This is a genomic window from Rhizobium sp. Root708 (genome assembly GCF_001429725.1).
Taxonomy (GTDB): Bacteria; Pseudomonadota; Alphaproteobacteria; order Rhizobiales; family Rhizobiaceae; genus Rhizobium.
In genome coordinates, this window is record NZ_LMHV01000008.1 from 86,624 (window position 1) to 108,060 (window position 21,437).

Annotated in this window: 19 protein-coding genes; 11 read left to right on the forward strand and 8 right to left on the reverse strand. The window is 59.8% G+C overall.

Annotated elements, in window-relative coordinates:
* Window positions 1–7 precede the first annotated feature (7 nt).
* From ASE04_RS08520 to ASE04_RS08530, 3 genes are all read left to right on the forward strand, one after another.
* Entirely contained in the window at window positions 8–1,324 is a 1,317-nt protein-coding gene (locus ASE04_RS08520) for a YeaH/YhbH family protein (protein ID WP_056815025.1), read from the forward strand.
* Window positions 1,325–1,334: 10 nt separating this feature from the next.
* The gene (locus ASE04_RS08525; protein ID WP_056815029.1) at window positions 1,335–2,870 is read left to right on the forward strand and encodes a SpoVR family protein; all 1,536 of its coding nucleotides are present in this window, start codon (window positions 1,335–1,337) and stop codon (window positions 2,868–2,870) included.
* A 246-nt stretch (window positions 2,871–3,116) separates the two neighbouring features.
* Window positions 3,117–3,479, forward strand: a complete 363-nt coding sequence (locus ASE04_RS08530; protein WP_056815032.1) for a PAS domain-containing protein — start codon at window positions 3,117–3,119, stop codon at window positions 3,477–3,479.
* Between the two features lie 23 nt (window positions 3,480–3,502).
* Here ASE04_RS08530 and ASE04_RS08535 read toward each other — a convergent pair whose 3' ends face one another.
* The 6 genes from ASE04_RS08535 to ASE04_RS08560 all read right to left on the reverse strand — a co-directional run bounded on the left by ASE04_RS08535 (window position 3,503) and on the right by ASE04_RS08560 (window position 10,344).
* Window positions 3,503–4,594 carry a helix-turn-helix transcriptional regulator gene (locus ASE04_RS08535; RefSeq protein ID WP_056815035.1) on the reverse strand — a complete coding sequence of 364 codons (1,092 nt, stop codon included), beginning with the start codon at window positions 4,592–4,594 and terminating at the stop codon, window positions 3,503–3,505.
* Between the two features lie 102 nt (window positions 4,595–4,696).
* Window positions 4,697–6,331, reverse strand: a complete 1,635-nt coding sequence (locus tag ASE04_RS08540; RefSeq protein WP_056815037.1) for an FGGY-family carbohydrate kinase — start codon at window positions 6,329–6,331, stop codon at window positions 4,697–4,699.
* 54 nt (window positions 6,332–6,385) lie between these two features.
* Entirely contained in the window at window positions 6,386–7,114 is a 729-nt protein-coding gene (locus tag ASE04_RS08545; RefSeq protein ID WP_056815049.1) for an SDR family oxidoreductase, read from the reverse strand.
* 22 nt (window positions 7,115–7,136) lie between these two features.
* Complete coding sequence (locus ASE04_RS08550; RefSeq protein ID WP_056815051.1) at window positions 7,137–8,408, reverse strand: sugar ABC transporter permease; 1,272 nt, start codon at window positions 8,406–8,408, stop codon at window positions 7,137–7,139.
* The gene (locus tag ASE04_RS08555) at window positions 8,405–9,226 is read right to left on the reverse strand and encodes an ATP-binding cassette domain-containing protein (protein ID WP_056815053.1); all 822 of its coding nucleotides are present in this window, start codon (window positions 9,224–9,226) and stop codon (window positions 8,405–8,407) included. The genes ASE04_RS08550 and ASE04_RS08555 overlap by 4 nt, the downstream gene beginning before the upstream one ends.
* A gap of 71 nt (window positions 9,227–9,297) precedes the next feature.
* Window positions 9,298–10,344, reverse strand: coding sequence for an ABC transporter substrate-binding protein (locus tag ASE04_RS08560; RefSeq protein WP_056815056.1), 1,047 nt, complete (start codon window positions 10,342–10,344; stop codon window positions 9,298–9,300).
* A 272-nt stretch (window positions 10,345–10,616) separates the two neighbouring features.
* On the opposite strand from ASE04_RS08560, the gene ASE04_RS08565 reads away from it, so the two are divergent.
* Window positions 10,617–11,633, forward strand: coding sequence for a LacI family DNA-binding transcriptional regulator (locus ASE04_RS08565; RefSeq protein WP_056815059.1), 1,017 nt, complete (start codon window positions 10,617–10,619; stop codon window positions 11,631–11,633).
* 117 nt (window positions 11,634–11,750) lie between these two features.
* The gene (locus ASE04_RS08570; RefSeq protein ID WP_156408733.1) at window positions 11,751–12,392 is read left to right on the forward strand and encodes an HAD-IA family hydrolase; all 642 of its coding nucleotides are present in this window, start codon (window positions 11,751–11,753) and stop codon (window positions 12,390–12,392) included.
* Window positions 12,393–12,405: 13 nt separating this feature from the next.
* Here ASE04_RS08570 and ASE04_RS08575 read toward each other — a convergent pair whose 3' ends face one another.
* Window positions 12,406–13,389: a 3'-5' exonuclease gene (locus tag ASE04_RS08575; protein WP_244490364.1), complete on the reverse strand. Its 984-nt coding sequence runs from the start codon at window positions 13,387–13,389 to the stop codon at window positions 12,406–12,408.
* Between the two features lie 196 nt (window positions 13,390–13,585).
* Here ASE04_RS08575 and ASE04_RS08580 point away from each other — a divergent pair, with 196 nt between their 5' ends.
* Window positions 13,586–14,071: a ProQ/FINO family protein gene (locus ASE04_RS08580; RefSeq protein ID WP_056815065.1), complete on the forward strand. Its 486-nt coding sequence runs from the start codon at window positions 13,586–13,588 to the stop codon at window positions 14,069–14,071.
* A gap of 16 nt (window positions 14,072–14,087) precedes the next feature.
* On the opposite strand, the gene ASE04_RS08585 is transcribed toward ASE04_RS08580, so the two are convergent.
* Window positions 14,088–15,557: a xylulokinase gene (locus tag ASE04_RS08585; RefSeq protein WP_156408734.1), complete on the reverse strand. Its 1,470-nt coding sequence runs from the start codon at window positions 15,555–15,557 to the stop codon at window positions 14,088–14,090.
* Between the two features lie 164 nt (window positions 15,558–15,721).
* Here ASE04_RS08585 and ASE04_RS08590 point away from each other — a divergent pair, with 164 nt between their 5' ends.
* The 5 genes from ASE04_RS08590 (at window position 15,722) to ASE04_RS08615 (ending at window position 21,422) form a co-directional block, all read left to right on the forward strand.
* On the forward strand, window positions 15,722–16,648 hold the full coding sequence (locus tag ASE04_RS08590) for a substrate-binding domain-containing protein (protein ID WP_156408735.1): 927 nt from the start codon (window positions 15,722–15,724) through the stop codon (window positions 16,646–16,648).
* Window positions 16,645–18,159, forward strand: a complete 1,515-nt coding sequence (locus ASE04_RS08595; RefSeq protein ID WP_056815073.1) for a sugar ABC transporter ATP-binding protein — start codon at window positions 16,645–16,647, stop codon at window positions 18,157–18,159. Before ASE04_RS08590 ends, ASE04_RS08595 begins: the two co-directional genes overlap by 4 nt.
* A 19-nt stretch (window positions 18,160–18,178) precedes the next feature.
* On the forward strand, window positions 18,179–19,144 hold the full coding sequence (locus ASE04_RS08600) for an ABC transporter permease (protein ID WP_056815076.1): 966 nt from the start codon (window positions 18,179–18,181) through the stop codon (window positions 19,142–19,144).
* A 95-nt stretch (window positions 19,145–19,239) separates the two neighbouring features.
* Entirely contained in the window at window positions 19,240–19,935 is a 696-nt protein-coding gene (locus ASE04_RS08605) for a GntR family transcriptional regulator (RefSeq protein ID WP_056815080.1), read from the forward strand.
* A 287-nt stretch (window positions 19,936–20,222) separates the two neighbouring features.
* On the forward strand, window positions 20,223–21,422 hold the full coding sequence (locus ASE04_RS08615) for an amidohydrolase family protein (RefSeq protein WP_056815085.1): 1,200 nt from the start codon (window positions 20,223–20,225) through the stop codon (window positions 21,420–21,422).
* Window positions 21,423–21,437: the final 15 nt, after the last annotated feature.

Below are 21,437 nucleotides of genomic sequence, written 5' to 3' on the forward strand. Positions count from 1 at the left end.
TTGGCACATGCCAAATTTCATCGATCGCCGGCTCAATCCGAAGGACAAGAGCCTCGGGAACCGGCAGCGTTTTCTAAAGCGTGCGCGTGAGGAACTGAAGCGTGCGATCAAGGACCAGGTAAAGTCGGACAAGATAGTGGACGTCGATGCGGCGCACGGCGTTCCCATGCCGACGCGCGGCGCCGGCGAACCGACTTTTCGCCCGTCGTTTGGAAGCGGAAAGCGCCAGCACGTATTGCCGGGCAACCGTGATTATTCCGCTGGCGATCGCCTGACAAAACCGGAAGGCGGAGCCGGCGGAACCGGACAGGGAGCCGGTCGGGGAGAGAGCGAAGACGAGTTCCACTTCATTCTGTCCAGGGAAGAAGTTCTCGACTTGTTTTTCGAGGATCTCGAGCTTCCTGACATGGTGAAGCTGAACCTGAAGGAAACCGTCACCTTCAAGCCCCACCGCGTTGGCTTCACGACCGCCGGAACGCCGACAAACATCAATATCGCGCGAACAATGCGCAATAGCTTCGGCCGGCGCATCGCGTTGCAACGGCCGAGTGAAAAGCAGATTCGCACCGTTGCGGACGAGATAGCAATACTCGAGCTCGAACGGCCGATATCGGCCCAGAGCAACATACGACTGAGGGCTCTGCGCGAAGAGCTGACATTGCTTGAAAAGCGTCGCAAGCGCATTTCCTATGTCGATCCTGTGGATGTCAGGTTCAACCGCTTCGAGCGGCAACCCGTGCCCAATGCCAACGCCGTGATGTTTTGCCTGATGGACGTTTCCGCATCGATGGGCGAACGGGAAAAGGACCTTGCCAAGCGGTTCTTCGTCCTGCTCCACCTCTTTCTCAAGCGGCGCTACAAACGGATAGACATCATCTTTATTCGCCACACCGACGAAGCGCGGGAGGTCGACGAAGAGACGTTTTTCTACAGCAAGCAGAGCGGCGGCACGGTCGTTTCGACGGCACTCGAGGAGATGCTGCGGATCATCGACGAACGCTACCCTGCTGACCTATGGAACATCTACGCGGCCCAGGCCTCGGACGGGGACAACACGAGCGGTGATTCCGACCGTTGCGCGGCCCTCCTCCGCCAGGAGGTGATGCGGCTCTGCCAGTATTACGCCTATGTCGAAATCATCGACGAACGCGAAACGGAAATATTCGGATCGACGGACAACGGAACTTCGCTCTGGCGCGCATATCGCACCGTCGACGGGGAAATTCCGAACTTCCAGATGGCGCGCATTGCCAGACCTGCGAATATCTATCCGGTGTTTCGCAAGCTTTTCACCCGGCAAGCAGCCGTACGGGCTCGGAGCTAGGGAACGGCATATGGCGAAACGCGCGACCTCATCCCTGCTGTTCACCGGATCGGACTGGAATTTCAGCACGCTTTCGCGAGCCTATGACGCGATCGAAACGGTTGCTCTCGACGAAATGGGGCTCGACGTCTATCCGAACCAGCTGGAAATCATCTCATCCGAACAGATGCTCGACGCCTATTCCTCCGTCGGCATGCCGCTGATGTACCAGCACTGGTCCTTCGGAAAGAGGTTCATATTCGAGGACAACCTCTATCGGAGAGGTCAACGCGGGCTGGCCTATGAGCTGGTTATCAATTCCAATCCCTGCATCACCTACCTGATGGAAGAGAATACGATGGCGATGCAGGCGCTGGTCACCGCCCATGCCTCCTTCGGCCATAACCACTTCTTCAAAAACAATTATCTGTTCCGCCAATGGACCGATGCCGGCGCGATCCTCGGCTATATGGACTTCGCCAAGAAGTACATTGCCAAGTGCGAGGAGCGGCACGGCACCGAAGCGGTCGAAGCCATACTTGATTCTGCCCATGCCCTGATGGATCACGGAGTTTTCCGGTACCGACGTCCACCGAGATTATCGTCGGAGAAGGTCCGGGAAAGGGCCCGAGAGCGCCTGGAATACGAAGAGCAGACTTACAGCGATCTCTGGAGAACACTGCCGCTTTCCTCCGAAAGCAGGGATGCGGAAGAGGACGAGCGCAACGCTTCCGAGCGCAAGAAAGTGCTGAACCTTCCGGAAGAGAACCTCCTCTATTTCATCGAGAAGCATAGCCTGATCCTCGAGCCATGGCAGCGCGAAATTCTGCGCATCGTGCGCGTCATTGCGCAATATTTCTATCCCCAGCGGCAGACCAAGGTGATGAACGAGGGCTGCGCTACCTTCGTGCACTACACCATCATCAACAGGTTGTTCGACCAAGGCAGACTGAGCGAAGGCAACATGCTGGAACTGCTCAAGAGCCACTCGAACGTTGTCTTCCAACCCGATTTCGACGATCCGCGCTTTCCCGGTATCAATCCTTACGCACTCGGTTTTGCGATGATGCAGGACATCGAACGGATTTGCATGAACCCGACGTCGGAGGACAAGGAATGGTTCCCCTCCTTCGCCGGCAACGGTGACTGGCGCGAAACCCTCCTCGACGCCTGGGCCAACCATCGCGACGAGTCTTTCGTGCTGCAGTATTTGAGCCCCAACCTCATTCGCAAGTTCCGGCTGTTCCTGCTGTCGGATGTCGCAACGGACAAGTATTGCGAGGTCTCTTCCATCCACGACGAGAGAGGCTATGCCGCCGTGCGCAAGGCACTCGCCCGCAGCTATGATGTCGGCGGCCGCCAACCAGATATCCAGGTCGTTGACGTCGACTTGCTCGGCGATCGCCAATTGCGGCTGAAGCACACCGTGTCCGACGGAATCCTGCTGGACGAGGCAAGCCGCGACGAGACGCTCAGGCACATCCGCCATCTCTGGGGCTACGAAGTGAGCCTCGCGGGTGTCGACCGAGAGTCGGACAGCCTTCTCTACGAGTGCTCGACAAGCTAAGGCGCGTTTCCGATATTTTCTGAACGATTGGTTTCGTTTCGGCATCCGCATCGGTAGCCAATGCATTGACATGACTGCCGGTACTCGGCCGCGCATCCTCAATCTGGGGAAATCAGACAGTGAATAACACCGAAGCGAACGAGTACCGAAATAATACTCTTGAAGTCTCTAAAACAAGCACTACTAAATTAACGGAAGAATTTTTCTATTGGGAGGAGTGATTTCATTGCGGATCGCTCAAACTTCATGGCGGAAATACTTTCCATCTCTCCGGTTGAGGCTGGGATATTCGCTTGGGATCTCAGCAAGAACCTCGTTTACGGCGATTCCGCCCTGGCAACGCTCTTTGGGCTGAGCGCCAAGGAAACAGCCCATGGGCTACCGGTAGAAGATTATCTGGAACGCGTTCACCCGGATGATCGGCCTCGGCTTGCGAAGGTTATTCGTGACACGATCCTGTCGCAGTTGCCGCTACAGGAATCCTATCGCGCCCAGCAGAAGAACGGCATCTATGCTGCGGTGGTATGCTTCGGGCGCAGCTTCAGCGATCGCAGCGGTATTCCCGTCCTATATTCCGGAATCGTCGTTCCGGCGGGCGATGACGACTGACCCATCTCCTCCGATCGCATCTTTCAGAAGCGGCGACGGGACAGCAGCGCCACAAGCTCGCTCTGCCGCCGGGTTCCCGTTCGGTCAAAAATCGCACGAAGATGCGTCTTGGCGGTCTCGTACGAGATGCCTTTCTCCTCAGCAATGGACTGCAACGAGCGACCATGGGTCAAAAGCAGGGCGATTTCGGCCTGCCTGCTCGTCAGTTTGAAATTGCTCATCAGCGCAAGCTGATCGAGGTCACCCGCCTGATTGAAGTCTTCGATCAGGCAAACGCCAACTGTATCCGCGAAGACGTCGCCCAGTCCGGTGCCGAGGCGCTGCACGCGGATCCCGAACGGATGTTTGTCCTGCCGGGTCACCGCGACCGGATCCGACGGCCGCGACAGCCATAGTGCAGACGTCACAGCCTCCATCCGCCGCTGAAGGCGAGCGGTTTCAACAGGCGATCGGCACACAAGGCGCCCATTGCTGATCTGGAGATCAGGGCCGAGCAAAGCTTGGGCAACGCTGTTCACCCGGGTGACCTTTCCCTTCCGGTCAAAGAAGATGGCGGGCATCCTGCCGATCTCAAACGCGTCGGCCATGCCGTCGATCCGTGAGCATTCCAACGCCTGCATTATGCGGTTGGCAGCCGTCAGACGCTCGCGCATAGCCTGAAAGACTTTCTCCTCGGCCTCACCAAACGGTTCCTCGTCGAGACGGCGGTGCAGGGTGAAGCACAGGATGTTGTCATCAACGCCAAAATCCACGATGCAGGTTCGACCGATGCCGTATTTTGACTGAGCACGATAATAGTCCCGGTTCGCAAAATCCTCGCGCGACGAGTATGTCTGCTCGAGAACGGATCCGCTTCGACGAAGCCTCGGCAACCCGCGCACCCGCCACTCGTTATGGTTCCAACCACCGTCAAAATAGCCCTCAAGCGCTGGGCCGAGGCTCTCGGTTGAAATCATTCCGCCCGGAAATATTCCGGTCATCGGAAGAATGTTGACGCCGAAAGCCGACGTTGCCTGCCTTACATCCTCGATGATCTTAGGCCACAAGCTTGTGTCGACTGCCGCTTCCAGCACGGTATCGAGAGCTCGATCAAGTCTTTCGATGTTTACGAGCATAGATGTCCCCTTGGCACCAAGATACACGCCAAGGGAGAGGCTTCAAGCCAAAACTGAAGTATAATTGCAGTCGCTCGTAGGTCCTGCGAAGAACAGCAACCGTCAGATGTCGCGTATGCGACGAGCCACTAGTTGCAGATCCTTGAAGGCCTGATAGCGGTCGGCATGCAGTGCCGCGGTTTCCGGGGCAGGCTCATATCTCTGTGCCTCCGCACTCAGACTTTGCATTGCAGCAGGGATATGCTGAAACGCACCAGCTGCGACGGCTCCAAGAATAGCCGATCCAAGAAGCACCGGTTCCTCACTTGCTGTTCCAACAACGGGCTTGCCGCACGCATCAGCCAGAATCTGGCGCACCAGATGATGTTGGCCCGCACCGCCACTGATGACGACCTGCTGGATGTCAGCGCCATTGGCCGCCTGTGTATCGATGATCTGGCGCAGGCCGTAGCCGATGCCGCAAAGTCCGGCGATGTAGAGTGCAACCAGGCTGTCGAAATCGCGCTCCATATCGAGCCCGGCGATGACCGCGCGTGCGTTCGGATCCGCAAACGGCGACCGATTGCCTAGAAATTCCGGGACGACATGGAGGCCGGTGGCGAGCCGCACGACAGCTGACGCGCCATCCGATCCCGACATGGCGGCATCGGCAATCAGAACCGGCAAAGGAATCTTCAGTTGGCTTGCCTTGGCTGCCGCGTCCGCCGCCGCGGGATGGAAGGAGAGCAACTGGTCGATCGCGGCCCCTGCTGCGCTCTGGCCTCCTTCGTTCAGCCACATGCCCGGCACCATCGCGGAGTAGTACGGTCCCCATACGCCCGGCACGAAGACAGGTTCGTCCGTGGAGGTCATCGTGCAGGACGACGTTCCGAAAACATAGGCAAGATTATCCTGCGGCTTGCCGCCGATCCCAACGGTACCGACACCGCCGGCGTGGGCGTCTATCATTCCGGCCGCCACCGCAGTTCCGGCTGTCAGGCCCATCGCTTGCGCTGCCGCCTCGGTCAATCCGTTGCCCAAGGGCGTCCCTGGATCGGCGATATTGGTACCAATCCGGCTGAACCCTTCATCGGCCAGTTCGCCGAGACCGATCTTGGCGAAGTAGCTCGGATCCCATCGCCGCTCGTGGGCAACATAGGTCCACTTGCAGGTGACCGTGCACGTAGAGCGGCTGAGGTCACCCGTTGCCCGCCAGGTCAGGAAATCGGCAAGGTCGAAGAACTGCCACGCGGCATCGAAGACGTAGGGCCTGTTCTCCTTGAGCCAGAGCAGCTTTGGCGTCTCCATCTCAGGTGAGATCCGCCCGCCGACATAGCGGAGCACGTCATGACCGAGTTCGTTTATTCGCTCCGCCTGAGGGACGGCGCGATGATCCATCCAGACGATGATGTCGCGGCTGGGATCATCGGACGGCCCGACCGGCAGCGGACGCCCCCCATCTCCGAGGACAACAAGCGAACACGTCGCATCGAACCCCAATCCAACCACGTTTGCGGGATCGACTGCTGCCGTCTCGACAACGCTTCGTACGGTCGTGCAGACGGCATCCCAGATCTGCGCGCTCGATTGCTCGACCATGGCACCAGCCTCGCGGAACAAATCGATGTCCTGCTTGGCCGCTGCAAGCATACGGCCGTCCAGATCAAACAAACCGGCCCGCGCGCTGCCGGTTCCGACATCGACACCGATGACATAGCGTGGCGCGGCAGCCGCCGCCGTGTTCTGAGCGTTGGTCATGATCGTGGCCTTATAGATTCCGGTCTTCAGAGGTACTTTAAGCCAGAGCGCCGATCAGAGATCGACGCTGTTTGGAAGGATCACCAGATCGCGAATCGTCACGTTTCGCGGACGTGACAACATGAACAGAACCGCTTCCGCGACTTCCTTTGGCTGCATCAGGCTGCCATTGGCAAGTGCTTCTTCCATCTTCGCTTTCGGCCAATCGTCGAGCAGCGCCGTTACGACCGGTCCGGGAAGAACCGCGCCGACGCGCACGCCGTGCTGGGCGACCTGGCGGCGGGTAGAATGCACGAATGCCTGCACCGCAAACTTCGAGGCCGTATAGATCGGCTCCCACACCACTGGAACAACACCGGCGATCGAACTCGTGAAGAGGATGTCACCGGTCTTATGCGCGATCATATGCGGGAGAACCGCATGAACGGAGCGGAACGCGGCATTGATGTTGAGGTTCAGCATCCGATCCCACGCGTCGGGATCGCCTTCCGCTACAGCGCCGCCGATGTAGGCGCCTGCGTTCGCGTGGAAGATGTCCAGGCGACCCGCCAGCTCCAGTATCGACGGCAGCATGCCGGAGACTTCCGCACCGTTGAGCAGATCAACGACCAGCGGTTTGGCGCGTTCGCCAAGTTCGTTGCAGAGCGCCTCGAGCCTGTCCTTCGCACGATCGATCAGAACCACCGTCGCGCCCTCGGCGATCAGAGTGCGGGCGCACTCCAGACCGATGCCCGATGCGGCGCCGGTTATCGCGGCAACCTTGCCCTTCATGATGTCTGCCATGAGTAATTCTCCAGTTCGTTTTTCAGGCGCGGCCGTGGCTGACGCGAGAGCGGCGGGCCAGCGAGTCGACGATAACCGCGATCGCAAGAACAGCACCGGTGATCATGTAGCGCAGGGACGAGCTGAGATTTAAGAGCGTCAGGCCGTTGGAAATAGCCTGGATGACGATGATGCCGAGCAGTGCGGAGTATGCACTTCCCCGGCCACCGAAAAGGCTGGTTCCGCCGATGACGGCTGCTGCGATGGCGTTGAGGTTCACGTCTCCCGTGCCTGCCTGCTGGCTGGACGAGGCAAGCCGTGAGGCTGAGAGAATGCCACCGAGCGTTGCCAGCGTAGAGCAGAGAACGAAAGCGCTCATGTAGATCCGACGGACATTGATGCCGGAACGGCGAGCCGCCTCGCGGTTTCCGCCGACTGCGAACATGGAGCGGCCCCACTTTGTCCGGGTCAGCGCGTAGTTGAGAACAACGGCGAGCGCGACAAAGAGACCGAACATCCACGGCACGCCGCGGCCGAGATTGAGGTAGTAGGCCGCAAACTCAAGCGCGAGGGTGAGGACTGCGGCTTTCGCGGTGAGAAGGCCGAGCGGCTGCGAGGACAGGTTGACTGCCTTGCGCCGGCGCGCAACGACGGCACCGACGGTGATCATCAGCAGACCGGGCAGCAGCGCGAACACATAGGAAAGCCAATCGGGCATGACCATGATCTGGCCGAAGCGCACGAGCGGCGACGCATAGGGGAGGTTGATGCTGCCGGTCGGGCCGAGGATGTAAAGCTGCAGACCGAGCAAAGCCAGGAGGCCGGCCAGCGTTGCAACGAAGCTCGGCATGCCGAGACGATTGTAAAGGGCCGCGTAGAGCGCGCCAACGACCGCACCGGTTGCCAGAGCGGCAACAATAGCAACGGCAATCGGCAAACCGGAGTTCACCCACAGCACCCCGACCATGGCCGATGCCAGACCGCTCATCGAGCCTACCGAAAGATCGATCTCGCCCAGAAGCAGAACACACACGATCCCCAGCGATATGATGCCGACAGTGGCGCAATCGAAGAGCAGGTTGACGAGATTGTTCGGGGCAAGAAAGATCGGATTTAGAACGCTGAAGACCGTCGAAATAACGACCAGTCCGACGGCAACCGGCAGCATGCCGAGGTCACCGGCACGAACGCGATCCGCGAAGGCGCTGACCACGCCGCCGATACTGTCATTGTGCTTGACGCGCTCATCGCTTCGGTCGAGCGTCTGGCCAGCCTTCGCCTGGCTCGGCAAATCCTTGGGCATTTTCTGGCTCATGCGGGTCTCCCGCCTATCTCGTTGTTCTGGTTCGATTTGCGATCAAGACGACGGGAAACCGAGTTCTCCGTCGCGCCGGTGATCGCGGCCACAAGTTCCTGGTTCGATGCATCAGGACTGAAGACGCCATTGTTGCGCCCCAGCCGCAGGACGACGACGCGGTCGGCAACGGCGCGCACGTCCTCCATGTTGTGACTGATGATGATGACGCCCAGGCCTCGCTCTCGAACGCGCTCGATAAGGTTGAGGACCTCAGCCGTCTGGGCGACGCCAAGGGCTGCCGTTGGCTCGTCGAGCATGATGATCTTCGGGTCAAGCAGAAGCGACCGGGCGATCGCGACGGTCTGCCGCTGGCCGCCCGAAAGGGAAGCGATAGGCTCGCGCACGGAAGGAATGCGCGCCGCAAGCTCCCTCAGCAGTGTCCATGCCCGCACCTCCATGGCGACCTCGTCGAGGTTCCATGGCGACATCTCATGACCAAGAAACAGATTGGCGACGACGTCGAGGTTCTCGCAAAGCGCCAGGTCCTGAAACACCGTCGCGATTCCGAGTTCGAGCGCACGGCTTGGATTGTCGAGTGAAACTTCTTGCCCGCAGAATTCGATGGATCCGGAGCTTGGCTGATGGACGCCAGCAAGAACCTTCACGAGCGTGGATTTCCCAGCTCCGTTGTCGCCCACGAGAGCCACGACTTCACCAGCGTGAACGTCTAGCTCGATATCGGTGAGCGCCGAGACAGCGCCGAAATTTTTCGAAACATGCCGCAGCCGGAGGATCGGGCTACCTTTCTCCGGAAGTGAACTTTGTTCTCTTACCATGGCTTTGCACTCTTCTGAGCAGTGAGGGTGTACCGGGCCGGGATGGTTCCGGCCCAGTACCTTGGGAGGTATTACTTGGTAATGCCGAGTTTCTTGCAACCGTCGGCGTATTCGCCGGTGCAGATTTCCTCCGGCGTCTGGATCTTCTTGTCGAAGATTTCAGCCTTGATGTTCTCGGCCGTCACGACGGCCGGGACGAACAGTTCCGAGGGCGTATTGTAGAGCGTGGTCTTCGGTGCTGGCGTTTCGCCCTTGGCCAGCTGGACCGCAACCTTGGCGGCTGCCGCAGCCACGATTTCCGAAGGCTTCGAAATCGTGTTGTACTGGTCCCCGGAGATGACCAGCTGAAGTGCTGCGATCGTCGCGTCGTTGCCGGTCACCGGCGGCACCGGCTTCACGCCGGCAGCCTTGAACGCCGCGATAACGCCGCCACCCGTACCGTCGTTCGCCGCAACGACGCCCTTGATATCGGCGCCAAATCGCGTGATCTGCCCGGCAGCCCATTCCTGTGCTTTCGGCGGTGCCCATTCAGGAGTGTCGAATTCGGCAAGCGTCTTGTAGCCGGAATCCTTCAACCCACGATGGATCCCGTCGCGGATCAGACCCGCTGCGGCATCGGTTGGAGAACCGTTGACCTCGAGGACGCCGGCCCCTTCGGCAACGCCGCCAGCCTTCAGATGATCGACGAGAGACTTGGCAATGGCGTAGCCGATACCTTCGTTATCGAAGGAAACGTAGTAGTCGGCGGCCTTGTCGGGGATCGGGCGGTCGTAAGCGACGACCTTCACGTCCTGCGAATGGGCGATCTCCACCAGACCAGCGGCAGCTGCGGAGTCGACTGGATCGAGCACGATCACCTTGGCGCCCTGTGCGATGACCGAGTTGAACTGTTGCTGCTGTAGAGCCGCGTCGGCATTGGCGTTCTGGTAAATCACGGTGCAGCCGGCGCACAGCTTCGCCATCTCCGCCTTGAAGCCCGGATAATCGTGCTGCTCATAGCGCGTCGAGGCCTGGTCGGGCATCAGGAACGCGACCGTCGCAGCGTCGTCGGCAAGGGCCGATCCCGCAAACATGGCCGCCGCGGCAGCCGACAGCAAAAGCATGGAATGAATTCTCATTGTCTCCTCCTTAGTGAGCGCAAACCCGTGCTGAGAGATGCTCTCCGGTTTATGCCCAAGTCCGCGCCCGCCTTTCGTCGGCGATGCGCACACAGACCTCTTCCGATGCCGGGTAAGCAGCATGGTCGATTCGTGGCCTGCACCTGGATGCCTCCCCGGTCGACCCTCCACGGTCAACCAACTTCATCGATTGCGCAACATTGCTCAATCGATGAAGCAACAATTGTCACTTCTCTCGATTGATGTCAAGCTGGTGCAATAAGGAGAAATTCGTGAATCAGGACAGGCAGACAAAAAAGACGACGATCTACGATCTGGCGGAGTTGGCCGGCACATCCGCCAGCGCCGTCAGCGCGGTTCTGAACGGCAACTGGAAAAAGCGCCGTATCAGCGTCCAGTTGGCTGACAAGATCACGAAAATTGCGGAAGAACAGGGCTATGCGCTGAACATGCAGGCCAGCCTGCTGCGGCGCGACAGATCGAAGATCATCGGGATGATCGTGCCGAAGTACGATAACCGCTATTTTGGCTCGATCGTCGAGACCTTCGAGAACATGGCACGTTCGCGCGGCCTGTTTCCAATCATTACCTGCACACGCCGCGATCCGGAACTGGAAGTCGAGGCTGCGAGAACCATGCTCTCCTATCAGGTGGAATGGCTAATCTCGACCGGTGCCACCGACCCCGATCGTATCACCGACATCTGCAACGCGGCCGGAGCACACAGCCTCAATCTCGACCTGCCGGGCGCTAAAGCCGTCTCCGTCATATCCGATAATTTTGGTGGCTCCCGCGAACTGACGCGGCGCGTGCTGTTGAGCTACCAGCGCAAGTTTGGTTCAACCTCGCCGCTGCTTTTCGTCGGTGGACGCGGGAGCGATCACAATACGCTGGAGCGTGTACGTGGATTTCGTGCGGCTCACGAAGATCTCGGAATCGCGGTCGACGAGCGTCACATCCTCGCCTGCGGTTATGCCCCGGAGAAAGCCGAGAGTTCGCTCGCCGCCCTCGCCGCCTCGGAAAGAGAGCTGCCGCGAGGCATGTTCGTCAACTCCACCATCTCGCTGGAAGGCGTCATGCGCTGGATCAAGACGTCGCATCACTACGACAACCGCACGCCCGTCATCGGCTGCTTCGACTGGGACCCCTTCGCGGCGCTGCTCGGCGGCGACATCGAGATGGTGCGGCAGGATGTGCAAGGCATGCTCGATGCAGTCTTCGAGATCATCGACACCGGTAGCTCGGCAAACACGGTCATCCAGATTGCGCCTCTGTTCGTGAGCGCGTGAGGGTGATCCATGTAATTCCACTGGGGGCGGCTGACGCTTCCAGCGCTTCAGGCAGCGCGGTTGCATAAGCCGCGGGACAATGCCAAACGAAGCTCAAACCAAATCATGCGAGGACAAATGGACGGGCTTTTTGCGACGTCGTTCGAAGCGTTTCTGTTCGACATGGACGGCACCATCCTGAATTCCGCCGCTCCTTCGGAGCGCGTCTGGGGCAACTGGGCCCAAAAGCACGGTATCCCGACGCCGAATTATCACGGCCGCAGAGCAAACGACACGGTCCGGGACCTAAACCTGCCGGGTATTGATCCGGACGCGGAAGGGGCAGAGATAACGGCGATGGAGATCGTCGACGTGGACGGCGTCGTTCCCATTCCGGGCGCGCGGGAGTTTCTTTCGCAGCTTCCTCCGGAGCGCTGGGCGGTCGTGACCTCCGCTCCCAAAGCGCTGGCGCTTCGACGGATTGCAGCAGCAGGCCTGCCGAACCCGCACCTGATGATTTCAGCGGAAGACATTTCAGTCGGGAAGCCCGCACCGGACTGCTATCTCGCGGCAACGAAGTTGCTGTCCGTGAGCCCGGCGCGTTGCCTGGTATTCGAGGACGCCGATGTCGGGATCTCGGCCGGAGAAGCCGCGGGATGCGCCGTTCTCGCCATAACCGAAACGAGGCATATTCCCCTGACGGCCAGCAAGCCTCAGGTGGAGAACTATCTGAATATCCGCGCGATCGCTGATGGCCGTAAAATCAGGCTCACGAAGTAGCAGGTGAACCGCTTTACGCCCGGAAGCGGTCGAAGGCGGTGAGGCGCTTCACCGGCGGATCAGCCTCGTGCCATCGATAGATCTCGGACCTCAGATAGTCGAGCTCGTCGGCGAGGCTTTCCTCGTCTACCTCGATCCACCACGACTTCGGGCGACCATCGCTGCCGTCCGACCAGCGATAACCTCTCGCCTTGAGGTTATCCTTCATCTCGAAGGGGCTGTGTTCGGCAAAGACTCGGGCGCGCGATCGCTGACTGGTCTGGTAAAGTTCCGCAAAGGGAAGTTCCTCTTCGCCGTCCTGTGTATCGAGAACGGCGAGCAAGGCAAAACAGTCGTCAACCGCACGATGCCCGTCATGGAAATAGCCCGCCTGCCCAATCAGATAGCCAAGCTTCGTGCCTTCGAAGCTTCGTCCGCTCCAGTCGATCTCCGATACAGAGCATGCCCAAGGCTTGTCTTTGAAGATGGGTGAAAGCGCTTCGCAGAACGGACGATCAAAGCGTGCATTGTGCGCGATGACGAGATCGGCCGGTTCAATCAGCTGATCGAGAAGATCGAGGTCGATCGCCTGCCCCTCGACCATCGTATCGGAAATTCCGGTCAGGCGGGTTATCTCAGGAGGAATAGAACTGTCCGGCTGCTGCAGCCCACCGTAAAGGCCGATGACATCGCCGATGCGGCCGGCGTCGTCATAAGTGAAGCTGACAGCACCGATCTCGATGACCTGATCCTGCCGATGACTAAGGCCGGTCGTCTCCGTATCGACGATCACGCCAACCCGTGGGAACTCCGGCCTTCTGACCGGCGCGATGGTGCGCGGTACAAGCTTTCTGAGAATGCGAAACTGGCCCGTCTTCTCGAGGTGACGAACCATCTCGTCCTCGCTCAAGCTACCGGCCCGCTCCTGACGACCTCGAGCGGCCCGATTGACCTTCAGGGATACCTCATTCGCGGCTTCGAACATATCGAGCTGCGGCGCCGAACTCATGCCTGCCATGCGAGTCTCTTGCTGGTCTGCGATGACCACAGCATACATGATCGGCAGATTGATTGTGGCAACGCCTGCCTGTCATCCCCATGTTTTGATCTTCGCCTTATAGCACTCTGCTCTCGCAGCCATTGGAACAGCACACGATGTCGTCAAAATCGCTTCATAAAACGACGATAAACAAATCCCTCCCAAGGAGATTGTAATGGCAAAACTCTGGACAAACAGCCGTGGGCCGATCGCGGCCGGCGACATCGATGTCCGACGCGCAGATGCGATCAATGCGCTGCTCGTCAGTCCGCTTGAGATCCTGCCCAAGGCACCGGGCGACCCGGTTCGTCCACTTGCTGTCGGAATCTGGCACGAGATACGGCCGTTGCTGAAGCCGGGCATGGGCACCACAATCCTGCGGAAAGCGATGGGCAGCTACCTGCATTCCAAGCGCTATTATCTTGCCAGCGCCCAGCCCGATGCGATGCGCCACGACGTCGATGGACGGCCCGTCGGGGAAATTTCGGACCAGGATCGCCTCGCCGCGCAGGAGAGTTTCCTGACGCTCCTGAAGCGGGAGGGCAAGGAAGCGCCGGAGTCGGCCGGGGCCTCCGTGGTCATCGCCGCGCCAAGCAAGGCGGACTTGATCCGTGCAGCGCTCCTAAAGCGTCGCGAACCTTCGCACGCACAAACTAGCTGATGGCGATCGGCCCTTGCTACTGCGATCGCAAGACCAGATCGCGGTTGAACGCTTCAAGCTGGCGGTAAAGTTCGCGATACTTTTCGTAGCCGTAGGCATAGCGCTCAGCGAGCGACGGGTTCGGCTCGAATGTGCGTTCGGTCACGACAAGTTGAGCGGCTGCATCGGCCAACGACGGAAACACCGAGGCAGCGGCGCCGGCAAGGACCGCGGCGCCTAGGACACCGGCATCCAGATTCTTGCGTCGATGCAGGGGTTTCCCGAGAACATCCGCCCGGATCTGGCACCAGACATCCGATCCCATGCCACCGCCCGCAGAACTCAGAATCTGAGGCACGACACCCGCCGATCGCTGCAGACTGTCGAGCGCCATTCGCACCGAAAATGCTACCCCCTCCATCATGGAAACAGTGAACTCCGCCGGTCCCATGGCCGAATCTATACCGGAGAAGGACGCGCGCGCGTGGATATTCCATACGGGCGCCCGTTCGCCCTGCAAGTGCGGAAGAAACACCGGCATCATCTGGTGCCTGTCCACCTGCGCCGCCAAAGCCGAGAGTTCGGTTGGCGATCGTCCGAGCAAGGTTGAAAGCCATGCCATGGATGCGCCACCGGCCTGGGTCGGCGCGGCATGGAGCGTTATCGCTTCGCAGCGAGGAAAGGCAATGACACCCGGCTCCGGGTTCCTTTCCCCTGAAATGATGCCGAGGACCTCGCTGGTCCCGCTGAGATAGAAGCCGTCCCCCTCCCGGATCGCGCCGCATCCAAACAATCCGGACCACGCATCCATGGTCGCAACGGCCATCGGGGTACCCGAGGCCGGCATCCCCGGCTTGATGCGTCCAGCGATCGATGTGAACGCGGAGATCGGCGCCAGACGTTCGGCTGCTCCGTCAACGAGGCCAATCAGGCTATCGATGTATCGCAGATCCCGATCAACGACGCCGAAAGACGTCATCGGGTCGGCGACAGCTTTTCCGGTCAGCTGCAGGATGCAGTAATCCTTTGGCGACATCACCCAGCGGGTTTTTTGCCAAACGTCGGGGCGGTAGCGTTTCACCCATTCCATCCGCGAAAGGACATGGCTGGCGTCAACAGGCAGCGGTGCTCCCCACCACTTGATCTTGTCCTGCTCGGTGACCTGCGCATCGAGTTCAGCTGCCACCTCGGCACAACGACCATCCTGCCAGATGATTGCAGGCATCAGCACCTCGCCGTCAGCGGCGACGAACACGTGGCTATTGACGTGGGAACACAGACCGATCGCCTGCAATTGTCCGGGCGCAAGCCCGTCGCTCAATTCCTGCAACGCTGCCTGGACGTGCACCATCCAGTCGTCGGGGTCCTGTTCGACGGCGTGGGGCGCCTGGCGCCTTGTTGGGTAATGCCTGGCGTAGCTGCGTTCGACATTGCCACGCATGTCGAAGCGCGCAGCCTTTACGGCCGTCGTTCCCACGTCGATACCGATCAGCATTGGCCCGCTCACAACTGTCTCCGTCCGCACCGTCTGAAATGGCCCATCCTTAGCTGCGCAAGATGTCGATGACAATCTGCGACAAGCCGACTGTGTCACTCTATTGAAATGAACATCGAGCTCGGCTAACGTCCCGCACCTATTAGAGAAATCAAAAGATATGGGCGGGGACCTGGATGACTTCCATTTCGAAAATCGGTGCTGTGGCGGGAGCTCTTGCTGCACTCTTCATGGCTGACGCAGCCAACGCGGCTGGCAAGATCGCCGTGATCACGCCTTATCTCTCTCAACCGGGCACGCAGTTTTACGTCGAGGCGTTCCAGGAAGAAGCGAAGGCCAACGGTTGGGACGTGAACGTCATCGACACGAAAGGCGATGTCGCCGCAGCGATCAGCCGCATCGAGGATGTGAGCACGCAGAAGGTTGACGCGATCGTCATCAACGTCGATCCGGCGCAGGTTGCCGCCGGCCTTGAAACCGCCAAGTCTGATGGAATACCGGTCTTCGGGATGGACGCTGGAGCCAGCCCGCTTTTGGTGACGAACGTTACCTCGAACGGTTACGCGATGGCCGCCGATACCGCCGCCTACACGGCGAACCGTATCAATGGCAAGGGCAACGTCGTGATGTTCGTTTTCGACGCCTTTCCGCCGGTTCAGGCGCGCGGCGTGATCGCGGACACGATCTTCAAGAACAATCCTGACATCAAGGTCGTCGAGCGCGTGACGCCTGACGTCTCGGACGGCGGCATCGCCGACTCGCGCGCCAAGATGGAAGCCATCCTGACAGCCCATCCCGAAAAGGGATCGATCTCGGCGGTATGGGCCGCTTGGGACCAGCCTGCTCTCGGTGCATTGCAGGCAATCGAAGCAGCCGGTCGCCAGGATGAAGGCATCGTGATCACCGGTATCGACGCAAACCCGCAGGCCCGCGACGCGATCGCCAAGGGAAGCAATTTCGAAGCCTCGATGGCTCAGGATTTCAAGGGCATCGGCCGCGCCACCGCAGACGCGGTGAAGCGCCACTTGGCCGGCGAAAAGATCAAGCAGAGCGTGATCTACGTACCGACGAAGCTCGTTACCTCGGCAAACGCCAAGGAATGAACGCTCCAGTTCTCGAGACCCGCAAGCTTTCCAAGAGCTATGCGGGTGTCCCTGCTTTGAAGGACGGATCCCTCGCCATTGCCCGTGGCGAGGTCCATGCGTTGATGGGTGAGAACGGCGCGGGCAAATCCACACTGATCCGCATCCTAGCCGGCGCGACAAGGCCCGACGGCGGCGCGATTTTTGTGGATGGCGCAGAGGTCTCGATCGAGCATCCCTCCCAATCACGCCGTCTCGGGCTTCGCTTCATCCATCAAGAATTGAGCGTCATTCCCGAGCTGTCGGTCGCCGAGAACCTTTTCCTGGGCAGGCCGTATCCCCGCAGGTTCGGCATTTTTGCCGACTGGCGAGAACTCAACAGGCAAGCATCCAAGGCCCTCGACGCATTGGATATCGGCCACATCGTTCCCAATCGAAAGATGGCGCGTCTCTCGCTCGGCGACCAGATACTGGTCAAGATCGCTGCGGCCTTCCTGGACGAGGATGGTGAAGCCGCGCGAGTTTACGTCATGGACGAGCCGACCGCAGCGCTCACTAGCGAGGAGTCTGAACGACTGTTCAAAGTCATTGCCGGACTGACGGCAAGAGGACGCAGCATCGTCTATGTCTCCCACAGGATGGACGAAGTGATGCGAATCGCCGACAGGGTGAGCGTGTTGCGCGATGGAGAAACCGTGGCCACCCGTGCCATCTCCGGCATCTCCAAGGCCGAGATGATCGAGATGATGACGGGCCGCCAGATCGCCGACGCCTATCCCCCGCGCCAAGCCACCGCGACATCGGGTACCGCGTTACGCCTTGCTGCCGCGAGTTCGTCGTCTGCTCACGATATCTCGTTTGACCTGCATGCCGGCGAGATTCTCGGCATCACCGGTCTGTCGGGCGCCGGCCAGAGCGACATCCTGCGCCTTGTGATCGGAGCGGACAAGCGCACCGGCGGCGGCATCGAACTTGACGGCCGGCCTCTTGCGGGCGGCACGCCAGCCACGCGCTGGGCAGATGGAATTGCCTATGTCCCGCGTGAACGGCGGCGTGAAGGTCTGCTGCCGCGAGGCTCAGTAGCCGACAATACGGTTCTTGCCCATCTCAGAACGCTTAGCCGGGCAGGCATCCTGCGCAACCGCCGCGCCGAACTCAAGAAATCCGCCGATATTGCCTCACGCGTGAAACTCAAGTCCACTGGCGCCAAGCAGCCCGTCTTCCAGCTTTCCGGTGGCAACCAGCAAAAGGTCGTGCTGGCGCGCGCCATTCTCGGCGCCCCGCGTGTCCTCCTGTTGGACGAACCGACACGCGGCGTCGACGTCGCGGCAAAATTCGATATTCACACGCTCGTCAGAGAACTCGCTGCGAGCGGCGTTGGCATTCTGCTCGCTTCCTCCGACTTGTCGGAACTGATCGGGATGACCGATCGCATTCTTGTCATGCGCGAAGGACGCCAAGTCGCCATCGTGCCAACCGATGGCCTCACCCAGACGAGATTGCTGGCGCTCTCGTTCGGCGAACCCGCCTGATTTTCCCGAGGACATTAAAGTGATCCGCACTATTCGCAGATATGGAACCCTGATCGGCATCATCGCCGTCATCCTGTTCTTCTGGATAAACATCCCCGATACGTTCATGACGGCGCGCAACTGGCTGAACATATCGCAGCAGGTTTCCATGCTTGCCGTTACCGCCTTCACCATGACGATCGTGATGGCGATGGGTGACTTCGATCTGTCTGTCGGCTCGATGGCCAGTCTTTCCGGGATCGTCGCGGCGCTTGCCTTCAAGGCCGGCGTACCGGTGCCGGCCGCTATCATCCTGGCCCTCGGCGTCGGCGTGCTCGGTGGCCTGATCAATGGTGCGCTTGTCAGCTACGTCGGCATTCTCCCCTTTGTCGCGACCTTGGGAACGCTTACGATATTCTCCGGCTTCGCATTCCTGATCAGCGGCGGCAAAACCATCTTCGGCACCGATATTCCGTCAAGTTTCAGCGGCTTTGCCCGCAGCGGGATTCCGCTGTTTCCCGCCGGTGAGCAATGGGTTTCTCTGCCCTATCTGACATTTCTCGCGCTGATCGTTTTGCTCGTCGTGTGGCTTCTCCTCGAGCACACGGTCTACGGTCGCCGGCTGTACGCGATCGGCGGCAACACCGAAGCTGCCCGGTTGGCGGGAGTGAGAGTCCGCTTCCTCCGCTTCTCGGCTTTTGGGCTGACCGGGCTCGGGGCGGCGGCAGCCGGCCTGATGTATGCCAGCCGTGTCGCGTCAGCCAATCCGACACAGGGCAGCGGCCTGATGCTCTCGGCAATTGCCGCCGTGTTCCTGGGCATGACGATGAGTGAAGAGGGTGAGCCGCGCGTGCTTGCGACGTTTTTCGGGGTACTCATTCTCGGTGTGCTCGATAACGGCCTCACCCAGATGAGCGTCGATTCCTACGTGCGTGAAATTCTCGTCGGCACGATCATCGTTCTCGCCGTGGCATCGTCCAGCCTGAGCAAGCTCGAACAGAGATAACTGCCGGGTTCAGACCAGGCGCGACATCTGGGCCGCCATGCCGCTTCATGGTATGCAGAAACACAAACTGACGTATACCCGAAGCAGGCAATGACATGTCCTCAAATTCCGACCGCGTCGAAGCCGCCTATCTCGCACTTCGACGTGCCATCATCGAACAGGCGCTGAAGGCTGGCACAAAGCTCCCGGAAGACGAGATCGGGCGGCACTTTGCCATGAGCCGCACCCTTGTGCGAGCCGTTCTCGCTAAACTTCAGGCGCAGGGTTTGGTAGATACATTTCACAAGCGCACGGCAACCGTGGCACAGCCGAGCCTGGACGAAGCCCGCGAGGTGTTCGCGGTCCGACGCGCCCTCGAGCGTGAGGTCATCAAGACCGTAACCTCCAGATGGTCTCCCAGCATTGAGAACGCCTTGCGCAGCCATATCCAGGAGGAAGAACGCGCGCAGGCAACCGGCGACATCAGGCTATCGATGCGGCTCGCGGGTGAGTTCCATCTCAAATTGGCAGCGCTCGCCGGCAATAGTTTGCTGGAACGCTATTTGCTGGAACTAGTGTCCCGCTGCTCCCTGATCCTCTCACTCTACGGCAGGCCGCATTCCAGCGCCTGTGCCATCAGCGAGCACTCCAATCTTGTTTTCGCATTGCGAGATGGAGATATCACGCGCGCCGAAGGATTGATGGACGAGCACTTGGCCTCGGTTGAAGCGAGGGCGTTGCTGGACGACAAGGGCAAGGACGCGCCTGATCTAGCGACGGTCCTCTCCCGATATGGTGGCGGCAGCAACTAACTGCCGCTTTTTGCATCTTGTATACATAATATTGCCTATCTTGTAGACATGATCTATCTCCTCGTCTTGCAACGATGAGCGTCCAAGCGTGCCTTGTTCGCGCAAAAGGGCCGTTTACGGCCATCCGATCGCGCAATCTCGGCGACAGCGGCGTTTGGCATCCATCTTGCAATGCTGAAACCAGAACCGCTTGCCGTGCGCAACGATGCGTCAACCGCAATCGAGCTTGCATATGGCAGCGGTATGCGTCGTCGTTCCCAGCAGTGCGACGCAATGAAGGAAAAGAGATGACCCGCGAGACAATTTTCACCAACGCAAGACTCGCCGACGGATCGCACGTCGATCTGGTTGTCACGGAAGGAAGTTTTACCGCGATCGTCCCGGCCGGCTCCGCCACCGCATTAGGCCAGGCGGTCGATCTCGACAAGGCGCTCATCGTGCCGGGTTTCGTCGAGGGGCACATCCACCTCGACACCAGCTTCTATGGTGACGCCTGGATACCGCACAAGCCCTGTACCAATGGCTTTGACGTGCATGAGCGCGCGGCATTTCAGGCCGAGAACATGGCCCGGTCCGCGCCAATGGCCGTGCGTGCGCGCAATCAACTCGATCTATGCATTGCAAACGGTTCGACGCAGATGCGCAGCCACGTGATGGTGGATGGCTCCGTTGGACTGAAATCGCTTGAGACGATTCTTGCGGTTCGCGAGGAGTACCGCGATCTGATCGACATTCAGCTCGTTGCCTTTCCGCAAAGCGGCATCCTGAAAAGTCCGGGCACACCGGAACTGTTGGACGAAGCGATCAAGCTCGGGGCTGATCTTGTCGGCGGACTTGATCCGGCGAGTTTCGATCGCGACGCTTCCGCACACCTCGATGTGGTCTTCGGCGTGGCCGAAAAACATGGGGTCGATATCGACATCCATCTGCATGACGCCGGCACGCTCGGTCTTTTCACGATCGAGGAGATCTGCCGTCGAACAAAGGCGCTTGGGATGGCCGGGCACGTTGCGATCAGCCACGCCTACGGTCTCGGCGACCTGGCGCCGGACCAGGCACGCAAGGCCGCGGAACTGATTGCCAAAAGTGGCGTCGCAATCATGACCAATGCACCCGGAAACCACAATTTTCCGCCGGTCGCGCTGCTGCGCAACGCCGGCGTTACCGTCTTCAGCGGAAGCGACAACATTCGCGATTCCTGGTGGCCATATGGAGATGGCGACATGCTCGGGCGTGCGATGATGATCGGATATCGCTCGGGCTTCTACACCGATGACGAACTGGAAGCCGCTTTCGATACTGTGACCTATTCGGGTGCCCGCGCGCTTCGGCTGGAAGGATATGGCATAGCCGTTGGGGCTAAGGCGGATTTCGTCACGCTCCAGGCCGTGCATGTTCCGGAAGCCGTTGTTGCCGTTCCGAAGCCTCGCAAGGTGTTCAAGGGGGGGCGGCTGGTCGCTGAGAACGCAGCCGTTATCAGACAATGATGGACGCTAGCACGC

Coding starts and splice junctions, on each gene's coding strand:
- ASE04_RS08520 (WP_056815025.1), top strand. CDS start 8: ATGCCAAATTTCATCGATCGCCGGCTCAATCCGAAGGACAAGAGCCTC.
- ASE04_RS08525 (WP_056815029.1), top strand. CDS start 1,335: ATGGCGAAACGCGCGACCTCATCCCTGCTGTTCACCGGATCGGACTGG.
- ASE04_RS08530 (WP_056815032.1), top strand. CDS start 3,117: ATGGCGGAAATACTTTCCATCTCTCCGGTTGAGGCTGGGATATTCGCT.
- ASE04_RS08535 (WP_056815035.1), bottom strand. CDS start 4,594: ATGCTCGTAAACATCGAAAGACTTGATCGAGCTCTCGATACCGTGCTG.
- ASE04_RS08540 (WP_056815037.1), bottom strand. CDS start 6,331: ATGACCAACGCTCAGAACACGGCGGCGGCTGCCGCGCCACGCTATGTC.
- ASE04_RS08545 (WP_056815049.1), bottom strand. CDS start 7,114: ATGGCAGACATCATGAAGGGCAAGGTTGCCGCGATAACCGGCGCCGCA.
- ASE04_RS08550 (WP_056815051.1), bottom strand. CDS start 8,408: ATGAGCCAGAAAATGCCCAAGGATTTGCCGAGCCAGGCGAAGGCTGGC.
- ASE04_RS08555 (WP_056815053.1), bottom strand. CDS start 9,226: ATGGTAAGAGAACAAAGTTCACTTCCGGAGAAAGGTAGCCCGATCCTC.
- ASE04_RS08560 (WP_056815056.1), bottom strand. CDS start 10,344: ATGAGAATTCATTCCATGCTTTTGCTGTCGGCTGCCGCGGCGGCCATG.
- ASE04_RS08570 (WP_156408733.1), top strand. CDS start 11,751: ATGGACGGGCTTTTTGCGACGTCGTTCGAAGCGTTTCTGTTCGACATG.
- ASE04_RS08575 (WP_244490364.1), bottom strand. CDS start 13,389: ATGGCAGGCATGAGTTCGGCGCCGCAGCTCGATATGTTCGAAGCCGCG.
- ASE04_RS08580 (WP_056815065.1), top strand. CDS start 13,586: ATGGCAAAACTCTGGACAAACAGCCGTGGGCCGATCGCGGCCGGCGAC.
- ASE04_RS08590 (WP_156408735.1), top strand. CDS start 15,722: ATGACTTCCATTTCGAAAATCGGTGCTGTGGCGGGAGCTCTTGCTGCA.
- ASE04_RS08595 (WP_056815073.1), top strand. CDS start 16,645: ATGAACGCTCCAGTTCTCGAGACCCGCAAGCTTTCCAAGAGCTATGCG.
- ASE04_RS08605 (WP_056815080.1), top strand. CDS start 19,240: ATGTCCTCAAATTCCGACCGCGTCGAAGCCGCCTATCTCGCACTTCGA.
- ASE04_RS08615 (WP_056815085.1), top strand. CDS start 20,223: ATGACCCGCGAGACAATTTTCACCAACGCAAGACTCGCCGACGGATCG.